General features: G+C 50.3%; 18 protein-coding genes. 10 read left to right on the top strand and 8 right to left on the bottom strand.

The window, feature by feature from the left end; all coding sequences use genetic code 11:
* Positions 1 to 35 precede the first annotated feature (35 nt).
* Positions 36 to 1361 (bottom strand): hypothetical protein, encoded by a 1326-nt coding sequence (locus tag M1L66_RS23835; RefSeq protein WP_434688618.1) that lies wholly within the window; start codon positions 1359 to 1361, stop codon positions 36 to 38.
* 169 nt (positions 1362 to 1530) lie between these two features.
* On the opposite strand from M1L66_RS23835, the gene M1L66_RS23830 reads away from it, so the two are divergent.
* Both M1L66_RS23830 and M1L66_RS23825 read left to right on the top strand, forming a co-directional pair.
* Entirely contained in the window at positions 1531 to 2721 is a 1191-nt protein-coding gene (locus M1L66_RS23830; protein ID WP_434688617.1) for a M20 metallopeptidase family protein, read from the top strand.
* Entirely contained in the window at positions 2722 to 3990 is a 1269-nt protein-coding gene (locus tag M1L66_RS23825; protein WP_187023976.1) for an MFS transporter, read from the top strand.
* A 118-nt stretch (positions 3991 to 4108) separates the two neighbouring features.
* Here the strand turns inward: M1L66_RS23825 and M1L66_RS23820 are convergent, their stop codons facing one another.
* The 7 genes from M1L66_RS23820 to M1L66_RS23790 form a co-directional block, all read right to left on the bottom strand.
* Positions 4109 to 4657 (bottom strand): DUF6144 family protein, encoded by a 549-nt coding sequence (locus M1L66_RS23820; RefSeq protein WP_434688616.1) that lies wholly within the window; start codon positions 4655 to 4657, stop codon positions 4109 to 4111.
* A 136-nt stretch (positions 4658 to 4793) separates the two neighbouring features.
* Positions 4794 to 6134, bottom strand: coding sequence for a uracil-xanthine permease family protein (locus M1L66_RS23815; RefSeq protein WP_187023977.1), 1341 nt, complete (start codon positions 6132 to 6134; stop codon positions 4794 to 4796).
* A 69-nt stretch (positions 6135 to 6203) separates the two neighbouring features.
* Positions 6204 to 7148, bottom strand: a complete 945-nt coding sequence (gene arcC / locus M1L66_RS23810) for a carbamate kinase (RefSeq protein WP_187023978.1) — start codon at positions 7146 to 7148, stop codon at positions 6204 to 6206.
* 91 nt (positions 7149 to 7239) lie between these two features.
* Positions 7240 to 8433, bottom strand: coding sequence for a knotted carbamoyltransferase YgeW (gene ygeW / locus M1L66_RS23805; RefSeq protein WP_055659345.1), 1194 nt, complete (start codon positions 8431 to 8433; stop codon positions 7240 to 7242).
* Positions 8434 to 8625: 192 nt separating this feature from the next.
* Positions 8626 to 9939 carry a YgeY family selenium metabolism-linked hydrolase gene (locus tag M1L66_RS23800; RefSeq protein ID WP_187023979.1) on the bottom strand — a complete coding sequence of 438 codons (1314 nt, stop codon included), beginning with the start codon at positions 9937 to 9939 and terminating at the stop codon, positions 8626 to 8628.
* Between the two features lie 47 nt (positions 9940 to 9986).
* On the bottom strand, positions 9987 to 11192 hold the full coding sequence (dpaL, locus tag M1L66_RS23795) for a diaminopropionate ammonia-lyase (RefSeq protein ID WP_187023980.1): 1206 nt from the start codon (positions 11190 to 11192) through the stop codon (positions 9987 to 9989).
* Positions 11193 to 11252: 60 nt separating this feature from the next.
* Positions 11253 to 11900: a helix-turn-helix transcriptional regulator gene (locus tag M1L66_RS23790; protein ID WP_187023981.1), complete on the bottom strand. Its 648-nt coding sequence runs from the start codon at positions 11898 to 11900 to the stop codon at positions 11253 to 11255.
* Positions 11901 to 12225: 325 nt separating this feature from the next.
* Between M1L66_RS23790 and ssnA the strand changes: the two genes are divergently transcribed.
* The 8 genes from ssnA to M1L66_RS23750 all read left to right on the top strand — a co-directional run bounded on the left by ssnA (position 12226) and on the right by M1L66_RS23750 (position 24158).
* Positions 12226 to 13560 (top strand): putative aminohydrolase SsnA, encoded by a 1335-nt coding sequence (gene ssnA, locus M1L66_RS23785; RefSeq protein ID WP_187023982.1) that lies wholly within the window; start codon positions 12226 to 12228, stop codon positions 13558 to 13560.
* A 516-nt stretch (positions 13561 to 14076) separates the two neighbouring features.
* Positions 14077 to 17067 carry a putative selenate reductase subunit YgfK gene (gene ygfK / locus M1L66_RS23780; RefSeq protein ID WP_434694313.1) on the top strand — a complete coding sequence of 997 codons (2991 nt, stop codon included), beginning with the start codon at positions 14077 to 14079 and terminating at the stop codon, positions 17065 to 17067.
* 17 nt (positions 17068 to 17084) lie between these two features.
* Positions 17085 to 19652 (top strand): selenium-dependent xanthine dehydrogenase, encoded by a 2568-nt coding sequence (xdh, locus tag M1L66_RS23775; RefSeq protein WP_434688615.1) that lies wholly within the window; start codon positions 17085 to 17087, stop codon positions 19650 to 19652.
* A 198-nt stretch (positions 19653 to 19850) separates the two neighbouring features.
* A complete protein-coding gene (locus M1L66_RS23770) occupies positions 19851 to 20360 on the top strand; it encodes a pyridoxamine 5'-phosphate oxidase family protein (protein WP_187023984.1) in 510 nt (169 codons plus the stop codon).
* A 48-nt stretch (positions 20361 to 20408) separates the two neighbouring features.
* Positions 20409 to 21785 (top strand): dihydropyrimidinase, encoded by a 1377-nt coding sequence (gene hydA, locus M1L66_RS23765; RefSeq protein WP_187023985.1) that lies wholly within the window; start codon positions 20409 to 20411, stop codon positions 21783 to 21785.
* 45 nt (positions 21786 to 21830) lie between these two features.
* Positions 21831 to 22607 carry a selenium cofactor biosynthesis protein YqeC gene (gene yqeC, locus M1L66_RS23760; protein ID WP_434688614.1) on the top strand — a complete coding sequence of 259 codons (777 nt, stop codon included), beginning with the start codon at positions 21831 to 21833 and terminating at the stop codon, positions 22605 to 22607.
* A gap of 21 nt (positions 22608 to 22628) precedes the next feature.
* Positions 22629 to 22973 (top strand): winged helix-turn-helix domain-containing protein, encoded by a 345-nt coding sequence (locus M1L66_RS23755; protein WP_187023987.1) that lies wholly within the window; start codon positions 22629 to 22631, stop codon positions 22971 to 22973.
* A 150-nt stretch (positions 22974 to 23123) separates the two neighbouring features.
* A complete protein-coding gene (locus tag M1L66_RS23750) occupies positions 23124 to 24158 on the top strand; it encodes a molybdopterin-binding protein (RefSeq protein ID WP_187023988.1) in 1035 nt (344 codons plus the stop codon).
* The last annotated feature ends 1 nt before the right edge of the window (position 24159 follow it).

Here is a 24159-nt window from a genome sequence, read left to right as displayed (position 1 = left end):
TTTTTAAACAGAGATTCCTGGTTAGAAGAAATGTTCTAAAGTTCGATACGGTAGACCCGGGTGGGACGTCCGCGCAGCGGCGCCTTCTTTTCTCCGACTACCTCCGCATAGCCTGCGGACAGAAGATGATTGACGAAACGGTTTGCATTGGCTACAGTGACCTGCAGGGTGCCTGCCAGGTTCTGCGTTGTGATGTCAGAATCTCCCTGGAGATTTATTGCAGAACGTATACGCTGCAGCGTCATCACGGACAGTCCTGTATCCTGAGACGCTTTTTTCAGCTTTTCGGAAACCTCCTCTTCGGCAGGAACGCCGGCATCTTCCAACGCTCTTGGCACACTGCCTGAGCAGCCGATCACATAGCTTTTTCCGCTTTTCACTGAGAGATTGTATGCCTCTAAAGCGTGGGTGCGGGCGCTCATGACGTCGCGGCCGATACCGTATCCTACGGACAGCTCCATTCCCAGCCTTCCAAGCATGTAGGTGCAGAGCCGGCACTGGGTGAAGTTATCGGTGATCCTCTGAAGCGTACGTCTGGTCGTGTAGAGTTCAAATCCTCCCAGGGCCTTTTTCATCATCAGTCCAGTCGTATATTCCTGATCGAAGTCCAACAGACACTTCTGAAGCTCAATGCTCTCCGGAATGATGTCCTCCGCGGAAGCAGACTGCATGGAGGGGCTGGTTAAATAGACGACGCCAGGCAGATTATCGTTCATCTGCATCAGGCTCAGCTCATCCTGTAAGTGAACCAGCGAATCGATCACATTATCCGGCGTGGGATACGCGAATTTACACGGGATGCCGTTATCCTTTAAAAATGCGTAGGCATAGCTGTGACGGCAGATGATAAGATCAAAGGCGCCGTCTGCCCACCGTGCCTTAGCATTTTCCACAATGATGCGGTCCACGTCCAGAAGCTCTTCGAGAGAAAAGCGGGCCAGAAATTCCATGCGCTTTTTATCGTCGAACCGCGCGCTGCCCTTTGCATAATCGAGGGCTGTAATGACCTCAAGCCCGGGAATCCAGAGAGAGTGGTCAAATACAATCCTGGAAAGATCACAGGTACGGTCTTCATATAGAAGATGAAACAGGATCTGATAGAATTCGGCGGGCGATTCGGAAATGCTGACGAAGGGCTTCTCTGCCGCGCCGTGTGTCCGCAGGATTGCTTCTCTCGCAAATGCTCCCGTCGTGCAGAATGCGTCATACTGATTCTGAATCTCTGCAAAAACCTTTGGCAGATCCTGAAAGGAAGGACATACTACGTAATCTAATTCATAATTCAATTCGATATTTTTCATAATTCCGCGGATGTAGTCACAGTGTTCCGCGGAAGAAATTAAGGCTGCTTTACAGCTCATGATTGATCACCACCTTGACCGCTTTATTATATCAGGCGGAGATTTTAAACGCAAGGATATTTATTCAATCATCATAATAAAATAATAAATATTAAAAATATTTACTTGACATTTAATAAATAATATGCATAATAAATATTAAAATATTGAATAAATGGAGGGGAAGAAAATGTCTTATATGGATAGAGCGAAAGAACTCGCTCCCGTTATTGTGAAAGACAGAAGAGTGCTGCATTCAAAGCCGGAAGTGGGGATGAATCAGGAGCATACGGTGGATTACGTGTATAACCGGCTGAAAGAGATGGGGTATGAGCCGCAGAGAATGGGCGGCGGCGTATGCGCGTTGGCAGGCATTCCGGGAAAGACGCTGCTTCTGCGGGCCGATATGGATGCGCTGCCCATGGAAGAGGAGAGCGGGCTGCCGTTTGCATCACAGAATCCGGGAGCAGCCCACTGCTGCGGCCATGACTTACATACTGCCATGCTGCTGGGAGCCGCACAGATCTTAAAGGAGCACGAGGACGAGTTAAAAGGTACGGTAAAACTTATGTTCCAGCCAGGGGAAGAGACCTTATGCGGGGCGCGGGCCATGATTGATGCCGGAATTCTTGAGAATCCCGGCGTGGGCGCGGCGCTGGCATTTCATGTGAATTCCGGGGTTCCGGCAGGCGCTGTTCTGGCATTTCAGGGACCGACGGCCGCTTCCAGCGATTCCTTCACTATCACGGTGACGGGGAAAGGCTGCCACGGAAGCCGTCCTGATGAAGGCGTTGATCCGATCGCCATTGCATGTCATATCCATACTGCTCTTCAGGAACTTCAGGCGCGTGAGCTGAAGGCAGGAGAGATTGGAGTCATGACCATCGGCAGCATTCATGGAGGAACTACCTTCAACGTGATTCCGGAAGAGGTGAAGATGCAGGGAACCATCAGAACTTTCGACAATGAGGTCAGAGAGAAGCTGCGCGCCAGAATGCAGGAAATCTGTGAAGGCGTTGCTGGCGCGTTCCGGGGCAGTGCAAAGGTCAGCTTTGAGCCGGCCTACGCTGTGCCCATGGTCTGTGACAGGGAACTGGCTGCAGAGATAAAGGACAGTCTTTGTCAGCTGTTTTCAGAGAAACAGGTTCGTTTTGTAGACAAATCTTTCCCCGGATCGGAAGATTTCTCGTTCATTGCACAGCAGGTTCCGGCGTCATTCCTTGTGCTGGGGGCAAGAATCGAGGAAAAAGAGGTGTACGGCCAGCACCATCCAAAGGTACAGTTTAATGAAAAATGTCTGCCTGTCGGTGCGGCGGCGTATGCGTATGCCGCTGTCAGCTGGCTGGAGAAACAGAGCAGAAAGACACAGGAGGAAGGGTAAATGGAAAATCAGGCTTCGAAGAAAAAGATTCATTACGCATGGTATATTTTAGTGGTTTGTTTTTTGATGAACATGACGGTGCATGTGCTGGTGATGCAGGTCGCCTCTCTCTATATGGTGCCCATGTATCAGGAACTGGAGGTTCCCCGTGTTATGCTTTCACTGCAGAGCGTTCTCATGGCGGTCGGAGCGGTGCTGACTGCTCCGTTCTGGGGAAAGATGTATAAGAAGTACGACGCCAGAGTCGTATTGACAATCTGTACCGCCATGACGGCGCTCTGCACCATCGGCCGCGGTTTCATGCCGAACATGGTATCTATTCTGGTTCTGGCGGCCGTAAAGGGCGTCTTCTTCACTGGAAATACAGTACTGCCAAACTCCATCCTGCTGACGGCCTGGTTTAAAAAACGCCGCGGATTTGCAGTCAGCACGGCTTCTCTCGGAATCAGCGTCGGCGGCGTTATATTCAGCCCGATCGTGGAACGCCTGATTTCCAGCATGGGATGGCGTATGTCGGACAAAATTGTAGGCCTTATTATGCTGGCTGTCATGATTCCGTGTACTATCTTCATCGTGCGTTCCACACCGGCGGACAAGAATCTCCAGCCACTGGGCGCTGACGAGCCGGTAGGGGAACAGGCCGCGGCAAAGAAGCCGGCGCCGGTCGGTTTTACTCTGGCGGAAGCACGCAGAAGTCCTGCTTTCTATATCTTTATGCTTTCCATATTTGCGATGACCTTTGCTACAGGCGCCGCATTACAGCTGCCGGCGTATTTAACTGATATCGGGTATGGAAGCGCAGTTGCCGCTAAAGTACTGTCCGCTTACATGGCGGTGGCTATTGGCGGTAAGCTTTTACTGGGATATATTATAGACCGGTTCGGTGAAAAAATCGGAAGCATTTATATCTGTGTCGTCGGGGTACTGGCCTTCCTGTGCTTCATTATGGCGGGCAATAAGACGTTCATCTACTTACTGATCGTTCTCTATGGACTGGCCTCCGGTATAACATCGGTTCTCCCGGCTCTGCTGACCAGTAAAATATTCGGAACCAGGGACTATGGCCCGATTTACGGAACGGTGGTTTCCGTCAACCGGTTCGGCGGAGTGATCGGTACGGTTTTAGTATCGCTCCTCTTTGATATCACAGGCGATTACAGTATCATCTGGCCTCTGTGCGCAATATGCATGGCCGCTACCCTTGTGGCGATTGTGTACTGCATGAACGATTCGGAAAAAAAGATGAAGGCTGCGAAAACAGCCGTTTAATTGAGAAAAATAATTGAAAACAGCGGTACGCCGGACGGAAACCAGCCAACTATTATACGGTGGGGCTTCCATTCGGCGTATCGTTATTTACATATCATAGGAAAGCGCGCCTGTGATATTAAAAGACAGGGTCATGGAGAATGATTTTCATAAGGCATATGCTATCGCCCATTTTAATACTTTTCAGTAATTCCACGTCAGCCTTACAGGCAAACGCTCGTTCAAAAAGGATTTTGCTGTACCCTGTCGTACACTGGCACCATGTATTTGTCTCTAACCTATCCACCTCCGCAAGCATGGGACAGGGACAGTAATGAAATTGCAGAAACAGTTCGCCGTGAACCGGTATGGACTGTTTAAATATCGTGGGGGAGGTATGAAGGCGCTTTTTAAATACCGTGCTGTAATTGGATGAACTGTATCCATAATCTAAGCCGATATCTGTAATTGCTTTCTTTGGATTCAATTTCATATCGACAGCACTCTGGTCCACCTTACAGCGTTTGATAAACGAGTAAACACTTTCACCGGTTTCTTCCTTGAATATCCGGCTGAAATGGTATTTTGACAGAAAGAAATGAGCTGCTACGGTATCAAGCGATAAATCCTCATCCAAATGCTGTATGATATAGTCAATGCTTTGATTGATAAATTTTTTTCTATCCATATGTCTCCGGTCTTTGTTTCAATCACATGGGGGATGGTGTGTTTGCCTTCGTAAAACTGCTTTCATACTGCGTGTTTCAGTGACGAAAACCCCCTGTGGCCATTTACTGGTCACAGGGGGGCTGATATCAATGATTTTATTTCTGGTTCGCTTTTTTCCCTTCTCTCGGAAGGATAATATTCAGCAGGACCGCCACGATGGTAGCGACTACGACCGGTGAACGGCCGAAGATGGTGACTACCCAGCTGGGGAATGTGGAAAGTGCTGCGGTGGCCTGGGAAATACCCATGCCGAGCGCTGCGGCAAGTCCTACGATAGAAGAGTTGCGGTAAGTCATCTCTTCTGACATAACGAGCTTCATACCGGTCATGGCGATAGAAGCAAAAACCGATACGGTTGCGCCGCCCAGAACACATTGGGGAATGGTGGTGAGCAATGCGGAGAACTTCGGAATTAAACCGGCTGCAAGGAGAATGACAGCGGTAAGACCCAGGACACAGCGGTTGACAACCTTTGTCGTCGTAACGATACCGACGTTCTGGCTGTAGGTTGCGGTGGGGAGGCCGCCGAGCAGGGCGCCGAGAATATTGGTGACGCCGTAGCCCATGATGCCGCCCTGAAGTTCCTTATCGGTTGGTTCACGGTCGATAGAACCGCTGGTAGTTGCCGTAAAGTCGCCGATCGCCTGTATGGAGTTGATGGCGAACAGGATTGCAATGGCAATACAGGAAGACGGTTCAAACATGATTCCAAAATGAAGAGGCTGGGGAACCTGGAAGGCTGCCGCGGAACCGATGCTGGCGAAATCGACCATGCCAAAGAAGAGTGAGACAACATAGCCGACGATGATGCCGATCAGGATCGAAGCGAGCTTAAAGATTCCTTTGCCGAAATGGTTCAGTATAGTAACCACGGCAAGTGTTAAAAATGCTATCGCCCAGTTCTGCCAGGAACCGTATGTAGGGCTGGAGGTACCTCCGGCCATGTAATTGATTGCCGTCGGATATAAGGATAAGCCGATGGTGAAGACCACGGTACCCGTAATAAGCGGCGGGAAAAACTTACGGATCTGCATGACAAAAGCACCCACAATGAAGGCGACAACGCCGCCGACGATCTGAGCGCCTAAAATAGCAGGAACGCCGTAGTCCGCTGCGATCGACTGCATGCTGGGCACGTAAGCGAAGCTGATGCCCATGATAACCGGCAGAGCGGCTCCGAGATGGATCCCGTTCTTTTTACCGATGGGGAAAAGCTGCAGTAATGTGGAAAGTGCGGATACGACAAGAGCAGCCTGGATTAAGATAACCCGGTCTGCGGTGGAAAGGTTTGCAACGTTGGATACGATAATGGCTGGAGTAACGCAGCCAACGATCATGGCTACCACGTGCTGAAGTGCTAACGGCAGTGCCTGGGAGAATTTTGGGATGCCGTCCAACTGAAATATAGAAGCGTATTCTTTACTTGACTGTTTCATAGAGAGAGTTCCTCCTTAGGTTATTGGAAGTACTCCGGGAAACCGGATCGCGGTTTCCCGGCAGAAAATTTACTGATGAATGCGAGTACCGGTTTTCCCCAGGATTCCCTCTTTTGCTTTTTCAAGCAGAGTGATGAGTGCGTTGCGCCCATCTTTGGAATCTGCGAATTTCACAGCAGCCTGCACTTTCGGAAGCATGGAGCCCGGCGCAAAATGGCCTTCGTCCATATATTTTCTGGCATCGTCTGTTGTGATATCGTCCAACCATTTCTCTTCCGGTTTTCCGAAGTTGATAGCGACCTTTTCTACTGCGGTTAAGATGATTAAGAAATCAGCGTCCAGTTCTTCCGCCAGCAGTTCACTTGCAAAGTCTTTGTCAATTACGGCGCTTGCGCCTTTTAAATGGTTTCCGATTAAAGTAACCGGGATACCGCCTCCGCCGCAGGCGATGACCAGCTGTCCGGAGTCCACGAGGGAGCGGATCGCACCGATCTCAATGATTTCGGCGGGCTTTGGAGATGCAACGACACGGCGGTAGCCGCGGCCTGCGTCTTCCTTCATGATATATCCGTACTTTTCTTCCGCAATCTTAGCCTGTTCCTCTGTCATGAAATGGCCGATCGGTTTGGAAGGTGCGTTAAATGCAGGATCCTCCGCATCTACACGGATCTGTGTGATCATGGTAGTGACCGGAATATCCGTTAGTTTTCTGTTTAACAGCTCTTCTCTCAGTGCGTTCTGCAGGTCATAGCCGATGTAAGCCTGGCTCATGGCAACACAGACGGAGAGAGGAGTATTAGGCTGAGACGGATCTTCACGGCTCAGCGCGCTCATAGCGTTGTTGATCATGCCGACCTGAGGTCCGTTGCCGTGTGCAACGACGACCTCGCAGCCTTCCTCGATCAGGTCTACGATCGCTTTCGCGGTGATTTTAACTGCCGTCATCTGTTCTGGCAGTGTGTTGCCTAAGGCGTTGCCGCCCAGGGCAATGACAATTCTTTTCTTCTTATCCATTGAATAAACCCTCCACCGGTTTTATATAAAATCCAAAAAAGGACGCACCTGCTACTCGCTGGCAGCGGGTGCGCCCGGATTCATATTCTTCTTATTTGAATACGCGTGGCGTGTTTCTTTCTTCCAGCTTCTTTAAGATTTCCTGTGGATTCTCAAACTTGGCAAGGAAGATCATAGCGGCGATTACGTATGGCTTGAAGCTTGCTTCTTTGTATAACGGATCGCGGTAACGATCGAATACGGAAGCTTCTACTTCACCATCTACACAGCTTACGTCGTTGATATCAGCCGGTAAGCAGTGTAAGTACAGGGCCTTGCCATCCTTTGTAGTCTTCATAAGCTCTTCTGTACAGCACCAGTCTTTGTGGTCTGCATTCTGGGCCAGTAATTCTTTCTCCAGAGCTTTGATGCCTTCTGTATCGCCTTCGCCGTAAAGGTTCGTTCTCTTTTCCATTGCTGCGAATGGAGCCCAGCTCTTCGGGTAAACGATATCAGCGTCTTTAAATGCGTCAGCCATGTCGTGAGATACACGGAAGGAACCGCCGGACTTCTCTGCGTTCTTTCTGGCAACTTCCTCAACCTCCGGCATTACTTCGTAGCCTTCCGGATGAGCCAGGACAACTTCCATGCCCATACGCGTCATCAGACCGATTACACCCTGAGGAACGGATAATGGCTTTCCGTAGGAAGGAGAGTAAGCCCATGTCATAGCCAGTTTTTTGCCCTTTAAGTTCTCAAGGCCGCCGAACTCATGGATAATATGTAACATATCAGCCATACACTGTGTCGGATGGTCGATATCGCACTGTAAGTTTACTAAGGTTGGCTTCTGCTCTAAGATTCCGTCCTTGTGGCCCTGTGTTACAGAGTCAACAACTTCGTGCATATAAGCGTTGCCCTTGCCGATGTACATGTCATCACGGATACCGATCACGTCAGCCATGAAGGAGATCATGTTGGCTGTTTCACGAACGGTCTCGCCGTGAGCAACCTGAGACTTGCCCTCATCTAAGTCCTGAACTTCCAGGCCGAGTAAGTTACATGCGGAAGCGAAGGAGAAACGGGTACGTGTGGAGTTGTCACGGAATAAGGAGATTCCGAGGCCGCTCTCGAATACCTTTGTGGAAATGTTGTTTTCTCTCATGAAACGGAGAGCGTCAGCTACGGTCCAGACAGCTTCCAGTTCTTCGTCTGTCTTTTCCCATGTTAAGAAGAAATCATTGTTGTACATTTCCTTGAAATTTAAAGCGTTTAACTTGTCGATGTAATCCTGTAAGGTTTTCATATTGGTATAAAGCCTCCTGAAATAAATGTAATGTTATTTGGTATCTATCCTGCATGCTGTCCAGCCCGTCATAGATTTGGGGAAGGAATGAGGGCCGACGGCAAGAGTGATTGTTTTAGGGGTGGCTGCAGGTTTTAAGGAGACCTGCAGCCGGCATATATGGTTACAAAATGGCAACTGATTGGCTAAGTATTATTTCTCGCAGTAGATAGAAGGCAGCGCTGCGTAAACTGCTGCACATGTTACTAAATCCTGCTTCCATGTCTTCTCGTTCGGAGCGTGAGCCTGAGCCTCTGCGCCAGGTCCGAAGCCGATACAAGGAATTCCGTTGCGTCCCATGATGGAAACGCCGTTGGTGGAGAATGTCCATTTGTCTGTCAATGGACGGGCAGTTCTCATGGCAAGTGTTTCTTCTGCGCCGATACGGGTATCGCCGTATAAGTTCTTGTAAGCTTCTTCCAGAGATGCGGTTACTTTGTGATCCTCCGGAATAACCCAGGTCGGGAAGTAGCACTCGATCGGATAGGTAAGTCCTTTATAGGAAGGACGGGAATATTCATACATGGATACGGTTACGTCTCCGCCGTACTTCTTTACACTCGGTAAGTTACGGATTTCCTCTAAGCAGCTTTCCCAGGTCTCACCGGCTGTCATACGACGGTCTAAGGATACCGCGCAGGAGTCAGCAACCGCACAGCGGCTCGGTGATGTGAAGAAGATTTCGGAAACAGTGACAGTGCCGCGGCCTAAGAAGTTTGCTTCTTTCCATTCTGCGTTGTAGCTCTCGTCTAACATCTTAACGAGACCTTTTACTTCTTTGTCATCGGCTGCGTCGTTTTCATTTAAGGCACGTACATCCTGAAGGATATCGGCCATCTTGTAGATCGCGTTGTCACCGCGCTCCGGAGCGGAGCCGTGACAGGAAACACCCTTTACGTCTACACGGATTTCCATACGTCCTCTCTGGCCGCGGTAGATTCCGCCGTCAGTAGGCTCTGTGGATACAACGAATTCCGGACGAACCTTATCTTCGTTGATGATGTACTGCCAGCAGAGACCGTCACAGTCCTCTTCCTGAACAGTACCGGTTACCAGAACGGTGTATTTGTCGCTTAAAAGTCCTAAATCCTTCATGATTCTGGCTCCGTAAACGGCTGATACAATACCGCCGCACTGATCGGAAACGCCGCGGCCGCCGATTTCGGTGTCATTCTCGTAGCCTTCGTATGGATCGAAGTTCCAGTTGTTCTTGTTGCCGATACCAACAGTATCGATATGAGCGTCAAAACCGATTAAGGTTGCGCCGGTTCCCATGTAACCAAGAACGTTGCCCATATCATCGATAACAACCTTGTCAAATTCAAGCTTTCTCATCTCTTCTGCGATGCGGTCGATATGAGCTTTCTCGTCACAGCTCTCGCCTGGGAATTTTACGATGTCTCTTAAAAATCTGGTCATGTCAGCTTCGTAATTTTTTGCTGCCTCTTTGATTTTTGCGTAATCCATGATTTTAATACCCTCCGTTTTTTTATTTTATAATGAAGTTCAATTGCCTAACGTTCTTTTCCTTCCCAAACAATCGCTTTGTAGCGTTCCGGGTCGGTGTCGCCCTCCGTAGAGAAGAGGAGAACTTTTGAATCCTGATTCAGTCCTAAATGCTCTCTTAAATCCTTGTACTCATCCATGGTCATGATGCAGGCTAGAATACCGAATGGAGCTGCACCGGACTCACCGGACGTGACTGATACGTCTCCCTTAATCGGAGCTGCCAGCATTCTCATGCCTTTTGCTGCTGCCCAGTCAGGAGCAGAGACGAAGGTGTCAACGTGGTTCTTTAAGATATCCCAGGAGATGGTGTTCGGCTCGCCGCAGGCTAAACCTGCCATGATGGTCTGCATATCGCCGTCCACGATCTGAATGCCGCCGTCGCCGGCTTTCGCACCCTTGTAGAGACAGGCTGCAACATCAGCTTCCACAACGACAACCTTTGGCGGGTTTTCTGGATAACGATTTGCGAAGTAGCCCTGTACAGCTCCGGCAAGAGAACCAACGCCTGCCTGAACGAATACGTGAGTCGGTCTGTCGCATCCGTATTCCTCTAACTGTTCGCCGGCTTCCATCGCCATGGTTCCGTATCCCTGCATGATCCATGCCGGAATCTCTTCGTAGCCGTCCCATGCGGTATCCTGTACGACAACGCCGTGCTCTGTCTTAGAAGCGGCATCGGCTGCCATGCGGACACATTCGTCGTAGTTGACTTCCTCGATGGTAACGTCAGCGCCTTCCGCCTTAATATTATTGAAACGGGTGATGGTGGAGCCCTTTGGCATGAAGACAACTGCCTTCTGTCCTAACCGGTTAGCCGCCCATGCAACACCTCGTCCATGGTTTCCGTCTGTGGCTGTAAAGAAGGTAGCCTGGCCGAATTCCTCGCGGAGTGCTTCGGAAGTCAGAACACTGTATGGAAGATCGGAGACGTCTTTACCTGTCTGCTGTGCTATGTACTTCGCAATCGCGAAGGAACCGCCCAAAACTTTGAAAGCGTTTAAACCGAAGCGGTAGGATTCGTCCTTCACATAAACCTGGCCGAGTCCTAAATATTCAGCCATATGGTCGAGCTTTGCAAGCGGTGTTTTGCTGTACTGCGGGAAGCTCTCATGGAATTTCCTTGCCTTTCCGATTTCTTCCAGCGCCATGACAGGTAAATTCTTGTCATCTGTCTTCGGCATGGTGTTAACCACCCATTCGATTGGATTCATGATGTTTGATTCTCCTTCTTATTTTAATAATAAATTTAAAATGGAAATTTTATTGAAAACTTATTTATTCTCTTTTCCGGCATCCATGTAGCTGTAAAGCGTGAACTTGGATATTCCGAAAAAGTTGGAAACCTTGTCGCCGGATTTTGTAATCAGGAATGCCCCGGCATCGTTTAAATACTGAATCGCTGTGATCTTGTCATCCTTGCTCATCAGTGCCACCGGTTTGCCGACCAGCTGTACGGACTGTTCGATGAGCGTATCTAAAAGGTCGTTGACGTTGTGCGTGATCTTTCTTGGCTGCCGGTCTTCACTGGACATCTCCGCGGTGGAGATGAGAGAGCGGATCGAGTTGTCAACAGTGAGCAATCCTGTGATGTCATAATTTAAGGAAAAGATATAATCAATGGTACCGTCCTTTCCTCTTATATACATGGTACTGGATTTTAAAATCCTTCCGTCATCTGTCTTCGTTAAATAAGACAGCCGGTCTTTTAAGCATTCAGGATTCCGGTTCAGCGTTTCAAGAACGATTTCCGAAGGTCCGTCTCCCAGTTTTCGGTTGCTTACGTGACCGTTTTCGATATAGACGATGGAGCTTTCTATATCCTGCTTTTTTAAGTCGTGGATGACTACCTCACAGGCGTTTCCAAAATGGGATGCCACACCGTGTGCAATCTGAGTCAGTTGTTCGAGCTTTGAATCCATCTTGTAACCCCCCTTACTTGAATTCTTATACTCCCATCATAACATAAAAAAATGAAAAATCAATACTTTTTCTAAAAATTTTTTAGGCAAACTAATTTTTTTTGTATTTTCATCTTGCATTTCTTACTTTTAGATGATACACTGTACCTATAAAGATATTTATGGTACAAACTGCATAAAAATGATGAGAAGGAAAAAGTTCTCAGGGACAATATGCAAGAACAACGCACGGGAGGCGGGGAAGGTCCCATGTGCACACTGTATACTCAAAATTTTTAAGATTTTGACGAAAAATTAGGAAAAAGAGAGAAAAGGAGATGGAGACATGCTGATTATCGGTAATGGAAGAATGATCACAAGAAACCCGGAGGCTCCGTTTTTGGAAGATGGAGCAGTGGCGATGGATGGATCCACTATTATGAAAGTAGGAACGACAAAAGAGATAAAAGAAGCATATCCCGATGCAGAATATATCGACGCCAAAGGCGGCGTCATCATGCCGGCGTTTATCAACGCGCATGAGCACATTTACAGCGCATTTGCAAGAGGCTTAAGCATCAATGGCTACGATCCCCACGGTTTCCTGGATATCCTGGACGGAATGTGGTGGACGATCGACCGCAATTTAACACTGGAGGAGACAAGGCTTTCCGCCATGGCAACCTATATCGATTCCATTAAGAATGGTATTACCACCACCTTCGATCACCATGCAAGCTTCGGCCACATACGCGATTCCCTGTTTAAAATAGAAGAAGCGGCTAAAGAGACCGGCGTTCGTTCCTGCTTATGTTATGAGATTTCCGACCGTGACGGCATGGATAAGGCCAGGGAAGCGGTAATGGAGAACGCGGCATTTATCAAACACGCCCTGGCGGACGACAGCGACATGATCGCCGGAATGATGGGTATGCACGCCCAGTTCACAATCTCCGACGAGACCATGGCCCTGGCGGCAGCCAACAAACCGGATGAAGTCGGCTACCACATTCACGTGGCCGAAGGCATCGAAGACCTTCACGACTGCTTAAAGAAATACGGCAAGCGCATCGTAGACCGTCTTATGGACTGCAATATCCTTGGCCCGAAGACACTGCTTGGCCACTGTATTTACGTAAATCCTCACGAGATGGAATTAATTAAGGAAACAGATACCATGGTCGTACATAATCCGGAATCCAACATGGGCAACGCCTGCGGATGTCCTCCAACCATGGAGATCGTTCACAGAGGAATCTTAACCGGTCTCGGCACCGACGGATACACACATGACATGACGGAATCCTACAAGGTTGCCAACGTACTTCACAAACACCATCTCTGCGATCCAAACGCCGCCTGGGGCGAGGTTCCGCAGATGCTGTTCGAAGGAAACGCAAAAATAGCCAACCGTTACTTTAAGAAGCCTCTCGGCGTATTAAAAGAAGGCGCCGCCGCCGATGTCATCGTAACCGATTACATCCCGCTGACCCCGATGAACGCAGGCAACGTAAACAGCCATATTCTTTTCGGCATGACCGGCAGAAGCGTGACAACGACAGTCGGAAACGGAAAAGTCCTGATGAAAGACAGAATTCTTACGAATATTGATGAAGAGAAAGTCATGGCTGACTGCAGGCAGGCGGCAAAGGAACTGGCTGACCGAATCAATAGTAGATAGAGGGAAATTTTGACGAGGGAGTGAGGGTGGCTGACGGTTACGTCCTTTCTGCGGGAGACGAAATTTTATATAAATCTAAAGCATGATTTAATAAAATTTGTTCCCGCAGAAAGGACTGTGTACGGGCAGGCTGAATACTCCCTCGCAAAAGTTGCTGGTGGAATAGAGGGGCTGGCCGATGGGATTGGCGGAATAAATGCAGAAAATGCAGGTAGAAGATTCCAGAGAGAAAGTCTTTTGTTTGATGTAAAATGAAGGCAGCAATTGTAATTTTAAAGAGATATCTAAATAGCAATCACAATACCAATAAAGCAGAAAGAAAATATTAGAAAATTCACAGCGAGGTGTTTTCTTTTTTCAGCGGCAGCCAGGGAAGCAGCGGGTTTTGGAGGGAAACAAATTTTATTAAATCATGCTTTAGATTTATATAAAATTTCGTCTTCCCTCCAAAAACCGCGGACCCGGCAGCCAACAAATTCAAAAAAAGATAAACACCCGCGAATCAGGAGGTTAATGATGGGAGACAGAATGACACCAATGCCATTTCCGCAGTTAGTGGAGTGGGTAATGAAGGAACATGACGATAAGGGGACTGTGTTTGGGGTTTACAGACCTTATCAGGCGAAGGCGGAGAATGACAGGAAAATCTTTGGAAGGACTCTGGAGACTCCGGTTGGTCCGGCGGCGGGTCCTCATACCCAGCTGACCCAGAATATTGCAGCAGCTTACTATGCGGGAAGCCGGTTCTTTGAGCTTAAGACGGTTCAGATCATCGACGGCGAGGATCTTCCGGTGAGTAAGCCCTGTATCAAGGCTGATGATGAGTGCTATAACTGTGAGTGGTCAACGGAGCTTTACGTTCCGCAGGCACAGGAAGAGTACATAAAGGCATGGTTTTTACTGAGCGTTATGGCGAAAGAGTATGGACTCGGCGCCATGGACGGATTCCAGTTCAATATGAGCGTGGGATACGATCTGGAGGGAATCAAGTCTCCGAAGATTGATTTGTTTATCGAGTCCATGAAGGATGCAAAGGATACGGAGACTTATAAGAACTGCAGAGAGTATCTGCTGGAAAACGTCTCCATGTTTAAGCATGTGACGAAGGAGGATATTGAAGGGATTTCTTCTAATATCTGTAATTCCGTTACTCTTTCCACGCTGCATGGATGCCCGCCTCAGGAGATCGAGCGGATCGCTACGTATTTGATCGAGGTGAAGGGACTTCATACCTTTATCAAGTGCAATCCGACACTTCTGGGATATGAATTTGCAAGAAAGACCATGGATGAGATGGGATACGATTACGTCGCTTTCGGCGATTTCCATTTCCTCGATGATTTACAGTATAAAGACGCGATTCCGATGCTTCAGAGGCTGATGAAGCTGGCCGGAGAGAAGAATCTGGAGTTTGGCGTGAAGATCACCAATACGTTCCCGGTTGATGTGAAGCAGAATGAACTTCCCAGCGAAGAGATGTACATGTCAGGAAAATCGTTGTATCCGCTGTCTATTTCACTGGCTGCGAAGCTGGCGAAGGAATTTGACGGACAGTTAAGAATCTCTTACTCGGGCGGTGCTGATTACCATAATATCAAGAGCATTGTAGATGCGGGAATCTGGCCGGTAACGGTGGCTACCACTCTGTTAAAGCCGGGCGGATATCAGAGACTGGATCAGATGGCGAGTGAACTGGAATGCGGAAGCGTGGAGTTTGCCGGAGTGGATGCAGAGAAGGCCGCGAAGCTGGCGGAAGCTGCGATTACGGACGAACACCATGTAAAGGCAGTAAAGCCGCTTCCATCCAGAAAGATGAACAAACCGGTTCCGCTTACCGACTGCTATGTGGCGCCGTGTAAGGAAGGATGTCCGATCCACCAGGATGTGACCACGTATTTACAGCTTTCCGGAGCAGGCAGGTATGAGGAAGCCATGAAGGTGATTGCAGAGAAGAATCCGCTTCCATTTATTACGGGTACTATCTGTGCACATAACTGTATGAGCAAATGTAACCGTAACTTCTATGAGGATCCGGTCAATATCCGCGGCGTCAAGCTGGTGTGTGCGGAAGGCGGCTACGACGCCCTGATGAAGGAAATCAAGGCTGGGGAGTTAAAAGGAAAAAAGACTGCTGTTGTAGGCGGCGGCCCGGCTGGTCTGGCGGCTGCGTATTTTCTGACAAAGAACGGCTGTCCGGCGACGATCTATGAGGCGGGCGACAGCCTTGGCGGCGTAGTAAAGCACGTGATTCCGGGATTCCGTATTTCTGATGAAGCGATTGCAAAGGATGTGGCTCTGGCTACGGCTTACGGCGCTGAGGTGAAGCTGAACACGAGAGTGGAGAGTCTGGAAGACTTAAAGAAGGCCGGATATGACTACATCATTCTGGCGACTGGCGCTTCAACGCCGGGAGTTTTAAAACTGGAAGCAGGAGAGGCTATGAATGCACTCGATTTCCTGGCACAGTTTAAGGCCAACGACGGAAATGTAAATATCGGCAAAAATGTCGTTGTCATCGGCGGCGGAAATACCGCCATGGATACGGCCAGAGCCGTAAAGAAAACAAAAGGGGTGGAACACTCCTATCTGGTATACAGAAGAACGAAACGCTTCATGCCGGCCGACGAGGAAGAACTCGTAATGGCAGTGGAAGACGGCGTGGAGTTCAAAGAACTCTTATCTCCTGTGAAGCTGGAAAATGGAAAGCTGATCTGCAGTGTGATGAAGCTTTCTGATTACGATGCTTCCGGCAGAAGAGGCGTGTCCGAGACAGGTGAGACGGTGGAAATCCCGGCGGATACCGTGATTGCAGCTGTCGGCGAGCAGGTTCCGACCGATTTCTTAAAGGCCAACGGAATCAATGTGAACGACAGAGGAAGAGCCATGGTAAACGAGGAGACACTGGAGACCAGCGTATCCGGCGTTTATGCAATCGGTGACGGTTTATACGGACCAAAGACAGTTGTAGAAGCTATGCGTGACGCCAGAATGGCTGCGGAGGCAATCATCGGTGCAAAGGCGGCAAGAGACTTTGATGATACGGTGGAGGATCTTGGAAAACTCTACGACAGACGCGGAGTGCTGGCTGAAACGAAGGAATTTAAGGAAGACAGCACACGCTGCCTCGGCTGCTCCAATATCTGCGAGAACTGTGCAGAGGTATGTCCGAACCGTGCCAACATTGCGATCCATGTACCTGGAATGGCGAAACACCAGATTATCCATGTGGATTATATGTGTAATGAGTGCGGTAACTGTAAGAGCTTCTGCCCATACGACAGCGCTCCGTACTTAGATAAATTTACCCTGTTTGCCAATGAAGCGGACATGGAAAACAGTAAGAATCAGGGCTTTGTCGTCCTCGATCGGGCTGTGGTTTCCTGTAAGGTGCGCTATCTTGGAAACATGTATACCTGGAATGCCGCGGACAGCGACAGCGTAATTCCGGAAGGCTTGCGCAACGTAATGGAAACTGTCTGCAAAGATTATGATTACCTATTAGCATAGGGAAAGCGGGTGAACTTATGTATACCTTACTGGTGAATGGAACGAACGTTACCGTGGAAGAGGACCGAAAGCTGATCGATGTGCTGAGAAATGATCTGGGGCTTAAATCCGTTAAGGATGGCTGCAGCGAAGGCGCCTGTGGAACGTGTACGGTTCTGATTGATGGAAAGGCCACCAAGGCCTGTGTCCAGAAGGTTTCAAAGATGGAAGGAAAATCCATCGTAACAGTAGAAGGGCTCAGTGAAAGAGAAAAAGAAGTATTTGTCTATGCCTTTGGAGAAGCGGGAGCCGTGCAGTGCGGCTTCTGCATCCCCGGCATGGTTATGTGTGCAAAGGGACTGATCGACCAGAATCCGGATCCAACCCGCGATGAGGCGGCCTTTGCAATCCGCGGCAATATCTGCCGCTGTACAGGATATAAGAAGATCATCGACGCGATTCTGCTTGCGGCAAAGCTGTTCCGTGAGGACGCGAAGGATTTAAAAGCCCCGGTGGTAGATCATATCGGACAACGCGCGCATCGCGTGGATGTACCGGAAAAGGTGCTCGGTTACGGGGAGTACGTGGATGATATGGAAGTGGAGGGTATGATATACGGAAGTGCCATCCGCACACCGTATCCGAGGGCAAGGGTCCTGTCCATCGATAAATCCGAAGCGCTTGCGCTGCCGGGAGTCCGTGCGGTCCTAACCGCCGATGACGTTCCGGGAGGCAATAAAGTAGGTCATTTAAAGAAGGACTGGGACACCATGATCCCGGTGGGTGAGATCACCCGTTACGTGGGAGATGCGGTCTGCCTGGTGGCGGCCGATACGCCGGAGATTCTGGAAGAAGCCAAAAAGCTGGTGAAAATCGAATATGAGGAGCTGCCGGGTGTGTTCAGCCCGCAGGAAGCCTTAAAACCGGATGCGCCGCTGGTTCACGAGACAGGCAACGTGCTGGCTCATGAGCATCTGGTACGGGGCGACGCGAAGAAGGCTATCGAGAACTCCAAATATGTGGTGACAAAGGAATACTATACTCCTTTTACAGAGCATGCGTTCCTGGAACCGGAATGTTCCATCGCTATCGTAGATCGGGAGAAGGAAGAGGCTCTGATCTATTCGTCAGACCAGGGAACGTATGATACACAGCATGAATGTTCCGGAATGCTGGGCTGGGAGCGTTCTAAAGTCCATGTCATCAACAAGCTTGTAGGCGGCGGATTCGGCGGCAAGGAAGATATGTCGGTACAGCATCATGCTGCTCTTCTTGCTTACCATACAGGAAAACCGGTCAAGGTGAAGCTGACGAGAAAAGAAAGCATTATGATTCATCCGAAACGCCATCCGGCGTGGATGGAATTCACCACGGCCTGTGATGAAAACGGATATTTAACCGGTATGACGGCAAAGGTGATCACGGATACAGGCGCCTACGCTTCCCTGGGAGGACCTGTGCTCCAGAGGCTCTGTACCCATGCGGCAGGCCCTTACAATTATCAGAATATCGATATCGACGGCACTGCCGTCTATACGAATAATCCGCCTGCGGGTGCGTTCCGCGGGTTCGGCGTAACCCAGAGCTGCTTTGCTACGGAGTGCAACTTAAACCTCCTGGCAGAGATGGTGGGGATTACCCCGTGGGAAATCCGCTACCGCAACGCCATACGGCCGGGGCAGGAACTTCCCAACGGTCAGATCGCCTCTCAGGGCACAGCCCTTGCAGAGACGCTGGAGGCGGTGAAAGAAATCTATGACAGCCACCCGTATGTGGGAATCGGCTGTGCCATGAAGAATGCCGGCGTCGGTGTCGGTCTCCCGGACTGGGGCCGCTGCCGTATGACTATCGAGGGCGGAAAGGTGCATGTCCGTTCTGGAGCTTCCTGTATCGGCCAGGGACTGGGAACCGTGCTGGAGCAGGTGGTCTGCGAGGCGTTGGGTGTCACAGGAGACCGTGTGGTCTATGTGGCAGCTGAGACGAACCTGGCGCCCGATTCCGGTACGACCTCCGGTTCACGCCAGACCCTGGTGACAGGCGAGGCGGCCAGAAGAGCCTGTATGGATATTCTGGAAGATTTAAAGGGCGGAAAGACCCTGGAGGATTTAAATGGAAAAGAGTATTACGGCGAATACTTAGCCGCTACTGATCCTATGGGATGCGGCAAGAAGAATCCGGTATCCCACGTGGCCTACGGCTATGCGACCCAGGTGGTGTGCCTGAATGAAGACGGCACCATTGAAAAAGTGGTTGCGGCCCACGACGTCGGAAAAGCCATTAATCCGCTGTCCGTAGAAGGGCAGATCGAGGGCGGCGTAGTGATGTCCCTGGGATACGCCCTGACAGAGGATTTCCCACTGGATCACGGAAAACCTCTGGCTAAGTTTGGTACGCTCGGCTTATTCCGCGCGGATAAGACTCCGCCGGTTGAGAGCATCATTGTAGAAGAAAACAAGGATCCGCTGGCATACGGAGCAGTGGGAATCGGAGAAATCACCTCCATCCCAACGGCGCCGGCAGTCCAGGGCGCCTACTACAAATTCGACGGAAAATTCCGTACTACACTGCCTCTGGAAGATACTGCATACAGAAAGAGTAAAAAGTAAAAAGCAAAACCTTGATAAGGGCGCAGAGGGCCGGGCAGTATGGTCCTGCGCCCTTAAAGTAAAAATACGTTTCTCCGCCTGAAACGGTTGTATGCAAAAGAAAAATAAGGTATACTGAAAATAAGTTATTTCATTGAACATTCACAGAAACTTATGCAGTGTTGTGCTTATGCATGCGAGCGGAGAATGGAGGCCGTCATGTTCAGAGAATTGAGAAGAAAAAATCAGCAGTTATCGGAAACGGAAGCCAGGAGTATTTTGAAGAACGGAACCCATGGAGTGCTGTCTGTCCAGGGAGACGACGGTTATCCGTATGGTGTTCCGATGAATTATGTGTACGGGGACGACGCAATCTATTTCCACTGTGCAAAGGAAGGCCATAAGATGGAGGGCTTTCGGCGCTCCGATAAGGTTTCTTTTTGTGTTGTGGGAGAAGATGAGGTGATACCGGAAGCATTTTCGACCGCTTATACCAGCGTGATTGTGTTTGGCAGAGCCGTGATTGTGACGGATGAGAAAGAGAAGCGGGAGGCATTAAAGCTTCTGGCGGAACGATTTTCCCCGGATTTCGGGGAAGAGGGCGAGGCAGCGATCCAAAGCGATTGGAACAATGTCTGCGTTGTACGGCTGAATATCGAACATTCGGTGGGAAAAGCAGGCGTGGAACGGATTAAGCAGGAGGAAGCCCGATACGCTTCTTTCCTTTAACTGACAGCGCTGCGGGTATTCAGACAGCAGAAAGGAAGGATTTATCCCATGAAAAAAGTATTAAAAGGCGGTACCGTGGTATCGGGTGATGGCTGTAAAAAAGCTGACGTTCTGGTAGAGGATGGGAAGATCGGAGCCGTGGCTCCGGAGATTACGGACGAGGAAGCGGAAGTGGTCGATGTGTCGGGGAAGCTTTTATTTCCGGGATTTATCGATGCTCATACCCATTTTGATCTGCATGTATCGGGAACGGTCACTGCGGATAATTTTGAGACTGGAACGAAGGCGGCCTTATCCGGCGGCACAACCATGATTATTGACTTCGCAACACAGTACAAGGGAGAAAGCTTACATAAGGCTCTGGAGCACTGGCATGAAAAGGCCGACGGCAACGCGTCCTGTGACTACGGCTTCCATCTGGCCATATCCGACTGGAATGCCGAAATCAGCGAGGAACTGAAACAGATCGTGGACGAGGGAGTGACTTCCTTTAAGATCTATATGACCTATGACGATATGGTGCTGGATGACAAGTCCATCTACCAGGTCTTAAAGCGGCTGAAGGAGGTCGGCGGAATCGCCGGCGTTCACTGCGAAAACAAGGGAATCATCGAAGCTTTGACAGAGGAAGAGAAGGCGAAAGGCCACCTCACCACCGACGCGCATCCGAAGACGAGACCGGCCGTGGTGGAGGCGGAGGCGATCAGCCGTCTGCTCAAAATCGCGGATCTGGTACATACGCCGGTTATCATCGTGCACTTAAGCTCGGGAGCCGGTTATCAGGAAGTGAAGTATGCGAGGGAACGGGGCCAGGAAGTGATACTGGAGACGTGCCCGCAGTACCTCGTTCTGAATGAAAGTGTCTACAGCTTACCGGATTTTGAGGGAAGCAAGTACGTGATCGCTCCTACCATCAAGAAGGAGACGGACAGCACAAGGCTGTGGAACGCCATCAGAAAAGACCATATTCAGACGATTTCGACCGATCACTGCAGCTTCACCACCGGCCAGAAGGCGGCGGGAAAAGACGACTTTACGAAGATCCCCTGCGGCATGCCCGGAGTGGAGTCGAGGCCGGCTCTGATCTACAGCTTCGGCGTTCTGGAACGCGATTTGAAGCTGGAGCAGATGTGCCGTCTGCTCTCCGAGAACCCGGCGAAGCTTTACGGGGTATACCCGCAGAAGGGAGCCATTGCTCCCGGAAGTGACGCGGATATCGTTGTCTGGAACCCGGATACCGAATGGACCATGTCCGTGGAGAATCAGGTAGCCAATGTAGACTACTGTCCGTTCGAGGGCATGAAGGTGAAGGGAAAGGCGGAGCAGGTTTACTTGAAAGGTGAACTGGCCGCCAGGGACGGAAACGTGGTACTGGAGAAGAAGGGAAGCTACGTTCCGAGACAGCGCCGGATGGAACTGGATTAGGGAAGCGAGGGCTGAACTGCTGCTGAATCGAAAGGAAAAAGAAGTATGATCGTTTACAGTTGGGAACATGACGGACTTCGGGAGCGCCCTACTCTGTGGGAGGCGTTAAAGCTTTCCGCGGAACGCCACAGGGGGATTGCCCTGACCGGCGGAGGCGGAAAGACGAGCGTCATGTTCCGGCTGGCGGACGAACTGGCGAATATGGGAAAGACGGTCATTGTGACGACGACGACCCATATTTTTCATCCGCCGGGCCGGAATGTGGTGGACACTGACTGCGCAGAGGACGCGGCGAAGCGGTTGGAGAGAAATGGTTCAATCCTCGTGGTCGGTGTTCCTGGGGCTGACGGTAAGCTTAAAAGCCTGCCCTTAGCCGAGGCTGCCAGGCTGAAGGAACTGGCCGACGTCCTGCTGTATGAAGCTGATGGGGCCAAGCAGCTTCCCATAAAGGTTCCAAAGGACGGAGAGCCTGTGATACTGGAGTGTACCGACGCCGTTATCGGCTGTATGGGACTGGACTGCATCGGCGGTGAGCTGGAGGAATTCTGTTTCCGCACAGAACAGGCTGCCGAACTGCTGGGTCTGCAGAAAGAACCGGATGGATATTGCAGTCACCGGATCACATGCGGCGACGCGGCGAAGATTCTCACCAGTGAATCCGGTACGAGAAAGCTGGTGGGAGAAAGAGACTACCGGGTAGTGATGAACAAGGCGGATAATGAGGAACTTATAGCGAAGGCAGTCAGGATAGCAGGAGATATGGAACGGCTGCATCCGGTACCATGCGCGGTGTCCTGTTTTCTGCGCGGGGACCATTTGTAGCAAAAGAGAAAGGCGGCGAAGATGGAGCAGGAGAAAATACTGCGTTTCCATATGAAACTCAGGCTTTACTATGAGGAACGGAACTTTGGGCCGGGAGTCGCGGGCCTGATGCAGCTTGTGCGGGAACGCGGTTCCTTATCGGCCGCGTGCCAGGAGATGCATATGGCATATTCCAAGGCCTGGAAGATCATACACAAGGCGGAGGAGGACTTAGGCTTCCCACTTATGGAAGGAAAACGCGGCGGCGAAAATGGCGGAACCACGGTTTTGACCGAAGAGGGAGAAGCGTTTTTAAATAAGTACTTACGGTTTGTGAACGAAGCAGAAAATGCGGTTGCAGAGTTGTTTGAAAAGTATTACAGTTAGACAGGAGTATGGGGACGGGCAATATCCCATTTTAATTTTATTATGGATATTCTCGCTTGAGAATATCGCTGCGGCATGGAGGGGCTGCCTGCAGCGATAAAGTAAGGATTAAACCGAGATTAAAAAATCAAGGATAAAGGAGCAGGAGTCATGAGAGAAATCAGGACAGAAGATGCGGTTGGTCACGTACTGTGCCACGACATAACGCAGATCATCCCGGGGGTGATCAAAGATGCGAAGTTTAGGAAGGGTCATGTGGTAAGGTCGGAAGATATTCCGGTGCTGCTCTCGCTGGGCAAGGAGCATTTATACGTCTGGGAAAAGGACGAGTCGAAATACCATGAAAATGAGGCGGCTGAGATACTTTGCGGCCTGTGCAGAGGCGATTATATGGAACGAAGCGGAGTGAAGGAAGGAAAGATTGAACTGACCTCCACGGTCCGCGGGCTTCTTAAGATCGATACAGAACTGCTGGACAGAATCAACGGACTGGGGGAGATGATGATCGCTTCCAGGCACAACAACACCCCGGTAGAGCCGGGAGACAAGCTGTGCGGAACCCGTATTATACCGCTGGTCATCGAAAAAGAGAAGATGGAGAAAGCCGTGGAGGTCTGCGGCGGAAAGAAGATATTTACCATACTTCCGTATCAGGACAAGAAGGTGGGAATCGTGACGACGGGAAGTGAAGTCTATCACGGACGGATCAAAGACGCGTTCGGCCCTGTCCTGAAGGAAAAGGTGAGGGAATTCGGCGGGGAAGTGATGGGACAGACGATTACGGATGACAATCCGGAGCATACGAGGAAGGCGACCCTGGAATTTATCGCACAGGGAGCCGACATGGTATTGGTGAGCGGCGGAATGAGTGTGGATCCTGACGATAAGACGCCACTCGCTATCCGCAGCACTGGAGCGCGTGTCGTATCGTACGGAGCGCCTGTGCTTCCGGGGGCCATGTTCCTGCTTGCCTACTATGAAAAGGATGGCCGCCAGATACCGGTGGCAGGCCTTCCGGGCTGCGTCATGTACGCCAGGCGCACGGTGTTTGACCTGGTGCTGCCGCGCCTCATGGCGGATGATCCCGTGACGAAGGCAGAGCTGGACAAACTGGGAAGAGGCGGACTCTGCCTGTCCTGCGAGGTCTGTCATTATCCCAACTGCGGATTTGGAAAGGGCTGGTAAG

It is taken from the genome of Hungatella sp. SB206 (genome assembly GCF_051132295.1).
Classification (GTDB): Bacteria; Bacillota; Clostridia; order Lachnospirales; family Lachnospiraceae; genus Hungatella; species Hungatella effluvii.
This window is presented reverse-complemented; position numbering and strand designations above follow the sequence as displayed.

Bases quoted from the DNA above. Each gene is read 5' to 3' on its own strand.
- M1L66_RS23755 (WP_187023987.1), top strand. From the start codon at position 22,629: ATGGAGCAGGAGAAAATACTGCGTTTCCATATGAAACTCAGGCTTTAC.
- xdh (WP_434688615.1), top strand. From the start codon at position 17,085: ATGTATACCTTACTGGTGAATGGAACGAACGTTACCGTGGAAGAGGAC.
- dpaL (WP_187023980.1), bottom strand. From the start codon at position 11,192: ATGAATCCAATCGAATGGGTGGTTAACACCATGCCGAAGACAGATGAC.
- arcC (WP_187023978.1), bottom strand. From the start codon at position 7,148: ATGGATAAGAAGAAAAGAATTGTCATTGCCCTGGGCGGCAACGCCTTA.
- M1L66_RS23835 (WP_434688618.1), bottom strand. From the start codon at position 1,361: ATGAGCTGTAAAGCAGCCTTAATTTCTTCCGCGGAACACTGTGACTAC.
- M1L66_RS23820 (WP_434688616.1), bottom strand. From the start codon at position 4,657: ATGGATAGAAAAAAATTTATCAATCAAAGCATTGACTATATCATACAG.
- M1L66_RS23825 (WP_187023976.1), top strand. From the start codon at position 2,722: ATGGAAAATCAGGCTTCGAAGAAAAAGATTCATTACGCATGGTATATT.
- ygeW (WP_055659345.1), bottom strand. From the start codon at position 8,433: ATGAAAACCTTACAGGATTACATCGACAAGTTAAACGCTTTAAATTTC.
- M1L66_RS23830 (WP_434688617.1), top strand. From the start codon at position 1,531: ATGTCTTATATGGATAGAGCGAAAGAACTCGCTCCCGTTATTGTGAAA.
- M1L66_RS23770 (WP_187023984.1), top strand. From the start codon at position 19,851: ATGTTCAGAGAATTGAGAAGAAAAAATCAGCAGTTATCGGAAACGGAA.
- ssnA (WP_187023982.1), top strand. From the start codon at position 12,226: ATGCTGATTATCGGTAATGGAAGAATGATCACAAGAAACCCGGAGGCT.
- M1L66_RS23790 (WP_187023981.1), bottom strand. From the start codon at position 11,900: ATGGATTCAAAGCTCGAACAACTGACTCAGATTGCACACGGTGTGGCA.
- M1L66_RS23800 (WP_187023979.1), bottom strand. From the start codon at position 9,939: ATGGATTACGCAAAAATCAAAGAGGCAGCAAAAAATTACGAAGCTGAC.
- M1L66_RS23815 (WP_187023977.1), bottom strand. From the start codon at position 6,134: ATGAAACAGTCAAGTAAAGAATACGCTTCTATATTTCAGTTGGACGGC.
- ygfK (WP_434694313.1), top strand. From the start codon at position 14,077: ATGGGAGACAGAATGACACCAATGCCATTTCCGCAGTTAGTGGAGTGG.
- hydA (WP_187023985.1), top strand. From the start codon at position 20,409: ATGAAAAAAGTATTAAAAGGCGGTACCGTGGTATCGGGTGATGGCTGT.
- yqeC (WP_434688614.1), top strand. From the start codon at position 21,831: ATGATCGTTTACAGTTGGGAACATGACGGACTTCGGGAGCGCCCTACT.
- M1L66_RS23750 (WP_187023988.1), top strand. From the start codon at position 23,124: ATGAGAGAAATCAGGACAGAAGATGCGGTTGGTCACGTACTGTGCCAC.